Below are 4,439 nucleotides of genomic sequence, written 5' to 3'. Positions count from 1 at the left end.
CCATCGGCCAGCCATGCGGCGTACTCGTGTGCCGCCATCGCTCCGCGGGACAGGTTCCACTGCGTGACACCGGCGGTCGTATCGCCGATGTATTCGATGATGCCGAGGACCGCGATCCCGACACCGGTGGCACCGTGCACGTTGATGGTCGCACCGGGATTGGTGACCCGGGTGATCGTGCGGTCACCGGTCGAATCGATTGTGACCGGCGATCCGGCGGCCGGGGTGATGACGAGGTTGCCGCCGTAGCCGGTGGTGATCACGTCGACGGCGGTCGTTCCTGCTGACAATGTCCAGGTGACCTCGTCGACGTTCGACGCGTGTCCACGCTGCAACCACAGGCTGCCGGGAATGCCGATCTGGGTAGTGAGGTCGTCGAGTGCGAACCCCGTTGGGGCGAGTGTCGCCGGTGACCACTCGTAGTTACCCGGTGCCAGCGGCGTCGACGGGCCGACCCACCCGCGGCCGCCCGCGGCGAGTCCGAGGTTGGTGCGCAGCAGCTCGGCGAGCTTCAGCGGCCACGTCTTCGACCACGCGTTGGGCCCACCAGGTTTGCCATAGCCGTCGTTTGTGGAGTCACCGAGGGTGAGCAGCTTCAGGCGCGACGTATCTGCGCCAGAAGCTGCAGACCGGTAGACGGACGATGCACGAGCAAGTGGACCATCACCAATGACCCAGATGAACAGGCCAGACCCGGGAGGGTCTTCCACCAGACTCGGTATGACATCCAACTCGCCCCTGACCGGTGGGGTCAGCTCGGTACGACCGACCGATTCGGAAGGTACCTCACCCAGTTCTGGGACCGGCACGCGCCCGACCTCGGTGGCATCGCTGTCACCGAGCTTGAATACGAACTCCCCGTCTTCGCCGACCACTTCGCCGACTGCGTAGCCTCGCGGACCACGTGCGAGCTGCACGGCAGTCGAGTTCGGGGCGACGTTCACGTGCTCGGCGAGATTGATCTCGGTGTCCGGGACGGCATAGAAGAAGATCGGGTCGAGGCTTGTCGACTTTGTCCCGTACTTCAGGTTCTTGAACGTGGCCTTCCACTGCAGCTCGGCCATGTTCGTCGTCGCCGCAGTGGGCGCGACTACCTTAAGGTAGTCGCGGTTACGGTGCGAAATATCGCCAGTCACACCAAGGTCCGCCTCGAACTCGGTGAGCGCCTTCAGTTTCAGCACGCCATCGTCGTCGTACTGGATCGCTCTTCCCGTCTGGACCATCGGGGTGAGGACGATCGTTCCACTCAGGGGCGTGTCATCGGGAAGGTCGTCCGAGTCGATGCCGTCGATTACGAGGGCTGTCACGTTCACGCGGACCGTGGAGTATCCGAGCGCCATCAGGCCTCCTCATCTGTGTTGCTCGCGTCAGCGAGCTCGTCGAACGCATGGTTTACGAGGTCTATCCAGTACTGGTCGCGAAGCGCCGCCTCTGTTGCAGCGGAGTTCTTCAGCGCCATCGCTAGCGGTTCCGGATCTGCGTCCGGATCGCCGGACGCCGCGACGATGTCCCGGGCGAGCTGCTCCCACTCCTCATCGGTGCGATGCTCGATCGGCGCGAGTTCGGGTGTAGGCATGGCAGGGTCGCTCTCCTATGAAGTTTCGGTGCTGCGCTTTTCGACGGACAAACCGTTGAACTTGCTTCCGGTCTGGACGTTGCGCGCGATCGCGGCGGCGACCCAGAGTTCGACTCGATAGCCGGCGGAAGGGACCGTGAACGGAACATGCAGGGTGAGGGTTTGCCGTTGAGCGCCATGATTGACGTTGGTCGCTGTGAAGTGCGGGTTGCCGGACGGGTCGAACACCCGGATCAGCACCTCTGTGTCCTCACCTACCCCGAAACCGGCGGGGTCAAAGGTCACTCGGGCGTCGGCTACCCACAGCCCTTTCGAGCCGAGGTAGTAGGCGCCATTCGTCAGGACGGCACCTTCGACTGGCCCGACCTGGTTGTCCACCCCGTACTTGATCGCGCCGATGGCGAGCGAGATTCCGGCGTCGCAGTAGCCGTGGGCGTAGCCGATGACACCCTCGAGCGCCTGCGTCTTGCTCTGCAATTCGGCGAGGTCTGCGTCCGTCCCGGAGCGGAATTCGGTTAATCCCGTGAACCAGTCCTTCAGATTCTGGAGGGCTTCGTTGATCGGGGTTACAACGAGACCCAGGAAGATGTCGATGATTTGCTGGGTGATGCGCTCGAGTGTCTCGATTCCGTCCTCGACCCACTGGAGTGCAGTGTCGAGGAGATCTTCGAGCCAGCCTCCCCGCAGCCATTCCGCGATGAGTGCGGCACGCTGCGCCATCGACTGCATGCCGTCACCGGCGGACGGTGTGACCTGGCTGGTCGGCGGCGTTTGCGGGGCGAACTCTTCCACGTAGCTCATGCCGCCCCTATCAGTTGGATACGCAGCTGCGCGTTGGTGTTCCGCACTGCCCAACCGAGTAGGAAACCCGACCGCAGGACTGCCGACACGTAGACGGTGACGGACGTGCCTGGCGTGATGACGCCGACCGTCGAGCCGGGCTGATACGCGACGTTGGAGTGCGCACGGAACTGGACCTCGCGCCATCCCTCGGAGTCCTGTCCCTTGCCTAGGCCGACGAGGGTGCCGCTCACTGCGTTGTCGAGTCGGATCTCTGTATCGACCTGGTGGCCGATGCGGTTGTCGACGTCGACGCCGCCGGAGAAGTCGAATCGGTATGGATAGTCCTTCGCGGGGATCGGTACAGCGAGGAGTTGGTGCCGTTGGTCTGAGGAGTTCTTCGACGCGTTCGGGAACGATGCCGGCGGAATGACGTACTCCTCGATCACTGAGAGGGGTCGCCGTGGCCCCCAAGAGCCGTCTGTCCGCTTGGCGAGGACCTGCCCCGCTGTAGCTGCGGTGCCGTCGTCTTCGTAGTCCTCGGACGCTTCGATCGCCGCGGCCGGACCGGTGTCGCCCTTGAGTCCGGGCGTGGTGGGTATCCCCAGGGACAGCACCTGGTTCGGTGCGGTACCGGTGATGTCGAAGGTGGGTTCGACGCCGGGGGCGAGCATTTCGATCGATCCGGCGGTCAGGTTCGCGGCGGGTCCGGGCGGGCCTGGGTCGCCCTCGACGCCGAGCCAATCGGGGTGGGTGACGAATCCGATGTTGGTCCAGAACTTCACGGTGGTCGAGCCCTCGACCCGCCAGCCCTTGCCGATGTCGGCGTCACTCAGGGAACCTGGAGAGGGGATGTCTGCGGAGGTGGCGACGAGGTAGATCTGCGTCGCGGGCCCGCGGTCACCCTTGTCGCCCTTGTACGCGGGCAGGCCCATCGCGGCCTCCGCGGCGCCGTCCTGGCGTTGGCGGATCTGGAAGAACGCTTCGGTCTGCGCTGGCTGGCCCGGCATCTGGGCCATCCCGAAGACTTCCACCTCCGCGGTGAAACGTTCGATCGGGTCACGGTACGACTCAACCATTGTTGACCTCCACATTCTTCGGCTTACCGTCCTCGATCACGACGGCCACCTTGGCCAGTTCGGGGTGCACCCGCAGCCCCTGTTTCCACCACTGCGTCGCCACCCGCGCCACGGGTCCCATGAAGACGATGTCGACTTCCGGGAACGGATTCTGCTTGGGCACGTAGATCCGGGCGATCAGCGCGGCGAGATGCTTGATCTCCTCCTGCGCTTCCTCGGGTAGCGTCTCGTCGAAGCCGAACGGGTTGACCATCTTGCCGGTCAACTCGGCGCGCAGCTCCGCCGTCCGCTTCTGCTTCTGCCTCCGGTTTGTTCCCACTGGGGATATTCCTTTCGCTGCTTTTAGTTCTCGGGCGCGGACGGGTACTCGACGTCGTCGACGCGGCAGTACCTCGCGTGATAGACGTCCTGCTTCGTTGACCGCTCGCGCCATTCGTTGCGGGACTTCGTCATCCGGTCGTAGCGCTCTTCCATCGCGTCGGCGCGATCCCACGCCTCGCGCTCACTGGCCCGTGCCTGTGCGAGCTGGGCAACGATTGCCTGCGCCTGGGTGTCCTCGCGCGAGCGGGCGCCGTGGTGCCTGGCCCTGATCGCACTGATGGCCGCCTGCACGGTGGTTCCACCGCCGAACGCGGTGACGAGCAAGGCGATGTCGCTCGCAGACAGCCCGAAGATCATCGACTACCCGCCTTTCTGGGCTGATGCTCCTGCGAGTCGACGAAGCTGGATGTGGCGGGCGAGCAGGTGCAGCGCGTATGCGGTGATGACCGCGGTCTGCGTCAGCCGGGTGATCTCGCCTTCGAGGGTGATCGCCCACAGGGCGACGAGGTAGACGACGAGCCCGGCGATGATGATCAGGATGGCGGGGTACTCGATCAGGTAGCGCTCGGTCATGGACGCGGCGACGCAGACCATGCCGCCGAAGACGAGCAGCAATCCCCACACGGTGGCGGTGCCGGCGCCGAGCACGCCGGTGATGGTGTTCGGTGTCCACAGGATCGAGG

General features: G+C 64.7%; 7 protein-coding genes. All 7 read right to left on the bottom strand.

The features are described 5' to 3' along the window. Positions 1–1,340 (bottom strand): hypothetical protein (locus ACFVXN_RS18185; RefSeq protein WP_389235855.1); only part of this gene is annotated, 1,340 nt, incomplete at its 3' end. Beyond that, positions 1,340–1,576, bottom strand: coding sequence for a hypothetical protein (locus tag ACFVXN_RS18180; RefSeq protein WP_389235852.1), 237 nt, complete (start codon positions 1,574–1,576; stop codon positions 1,340–1,342). The genes ACFVXN_RS18180 and ACFVXN_RS18185, both read right to left, overlap by 1 nt. A gap of 15 nt (positions 1,577–1,591) precedes the next feature. Then, on the bottom strand, positions 1,592–2,377 hold the full coding sequence (locus ACFVXN_RS18175; RefSeq protein WP_389235849.1) for a hypothetical protein: 786 nt from the start codon (positions 2,375–2,377) through the stop codon (positions 1,592–1,594). Further along, positions 2,374–3,435 carry a hypothetical protein gene (locus tag ACFVXN_RS18170; protein WP_389235846.1) on the bottom strand — a complete coding sequence of 354 codons (1,062 nt, stop codon included), beginning with the start codon at positions 3,433–3,435 and terminating at the stop codon, positions 2,374–2,376. Before ACFVXN_RS18170 ends, ACFVXN_RS18175 begins: the two co-directional genes overlap by 4 nt. Next, positions 3,428–3,754: a hypothetical protein gene (locus ACFVXN_RS18165; protein ID WP_389235843.1), complete on the bottom strand. Its 327-nt coding sequence runs from the start codon at positions 3,752–3,754 to the stop codon at positions 3,428–3,430. The genes ACFVXN_RS18170 and ACFVXN_RS18165 overlap by 8 nt, the downstream gene beginning before the upstream one ends. A 23-nt stretch (positions 3,755–3,777) precedes the next feature. Continuing rightward, positions 3,778–4,113 (bottom strand): hypothetical protein, encoded by a 336-nt coding sequence (locus ACFVXN_RS18160; protein ID WP_389235840.1) that lies wholly within the window; start codon positions 4,111–4,113, stop codon positions 3,778–3,780. Positions 4,114–4,116: 3 nt separating this feature from the next. Next, a partial coding sequence (locus tag ACFVXN_RS18155) for a hypothetical protein (protein WP_389235837.1) occupies positions 4,117–4,439 on the bottom strand: 323 nt, incomplete at its 5' end.

The organism is Cellulomonas sp. NPDC058312, assembly GCF_042880135.1.
Classification (GTDB): domain Bacteria; phylum Actinomycetota; class Actinomycetes; order Actinomycetales; family Cellulomonadaceae; genus Cellulomonas.
This window is presented reverse-complemented; position numbering and strand designations above follow the sequence as displayed.